1 protein-coding gene is annotated in these 677 nt (G+C 63.4%); it reads left to right on the top strand.

The features are described 5' to 3' along the window. Positions 1 to 27: 27 nt before the first annotated feature. Positions 28 to 677 (top strand): flagellin hook IN motif-containing protein (locus tag GM672_RS27785; protein WP_308807475.1); only part of this gene is annotated, 650 nt, incomplete at its 3' end.

Genomic DNA, 677 nt, shown 5'->3' with positions numbered 1-677 from the left:
ACCAACGTCGCCGCAGGCGTTGGGGCAATGCAAGTCGCAGGTATGCGTGGTAGCGGTGCGGCCATCGACGTCGAGGCAACCGACACGGCGAAAACCCTGGCCGCCAAGGTCAACTCCCAGACCGCATCGACCGGCGTGACCGCATCGGCCAAGACTGAAGTTGCCCTGCAGATGGGTGCTGAGGCCTACTCGTTCGCACTGAAAGGTGACAACGCCACGGCAGTCGAGGTCAACTTCACCGTCAGCGGTACCGCATCGAGCGCTTCGGACTTTGCAGCCGGTATCAACGCCATCAATGCCCAGTCCGCCAAGACGGGCGTAACGGCCGAGTACGATGCCACCAACAAGGGCCTGAAGCTGACCCACGCCAGCGGCGCGGATATCCAGATCGAGAACAAGACTGTCGCCACCAAGTTCGACATCAGCAGCCTGGATGCCGCCGGCGCCGCACAGGGAACGCCGTACAGCGCTGCGGCTGCCAACGCCACGGCCGTCGTCAACGGTCAGATCAGCTATGACTCCGAAGGCGCGTTCAAGGTCACCGATACCTCCGGTCTGGCCAGCGGCAATACCTCGACGTTGAAGTCCGTCGCCAGCCTGGACATCTCGACCTTCGAAGGCGCCCAGGCTGCCATCAAGATCGCCGATGCCGCCCTGTCGACCGTGAACACCCAGCG

It is taken from the genome of Pseudoduganella buxea (assembly GCF_009720835.1).
Lineage (GTDB): Bacteria > Pseudomonadota > Gammaproteobacteria > Burkholderiales > Burkholderiaceae_D > Rugamonas > Rugamonas buxea.
Note: the sequence above shows the minus strand (reverse complement) of the source record. Positions and strands in the feature narration are given on the sequence as shown.